Here is a 454-nt window from a genome sequence, read left to right as displayed (position 1 = left end):
TTTCTCAACCCCTTTTGCAAGGGATTGTTTTTACCAAGGGACTCAATTTCTATGCAGTTTTCAAGGTTCTGGCTGGACAGTGAATCCAGCAGGCTTTCCAATGCCTGGGCACCGAAAGTTGCTGAGTTCTTTATCCGTTTGGCGGTTTTGGTGGAGGTAAGCGGACTCGAACCGCTGACATCTGCCTTGCAAAGGCAGCGCTCTACCAACTGAGCTATACCCCCTTATTTCAGGTCACAAGGCTGGCGGACTCGATCGCACTCAAGTCCGACTGGCTCTTGTGAATTGGTTGGTTTAGGTGGGCCATCCTGGACTCGAACCAGGGACCTCACCCTTATCAGGGGTGCGCTCTAACCACCTGAGCTAATAGCCCATTTACCGAACCGAATCATAGTTTGAAAGCCTGATTAATTTCCTGAACTCGACCGACCTGGGATTGTCTTTCGTTCCCGCG

Annotated in this window: 2 tRNA genes; both read right to left on the bottom strand. The window is 50.9% G+C overall.

Features of this window, described 5'->3' with window-relative positions:
- Positions 1-148: 148 nt before the first annotated feature.
- Positions 149-224 (bottom strand) — tRNA-Ala (locus LKK83_RS00680).
- A 75-nt stretch (positions 225-299) separates the two neighbouring features.
- Positions 300-373: transfer RNA gene (locus LKK83_RS00675), tRNA-Ile, on the bottom strand.
- Positions 374-454: the final 81 nt, after the last annotated feature.

It is taken from the genome of Phormidium sp. CCY1219, from assembly GCF_035615515.1.
Classification (GTDB): Bacteria; Cyanobacteriota; Cyanobacteriia; order Cyanobacteriales; family Laspinemataceae; genus CCY1219.
The sequence above is the reverse complement of the archived record's forward strand: the minus strand, read 5'-3'. Positions and strand labels throughout refer to the sequence as shown.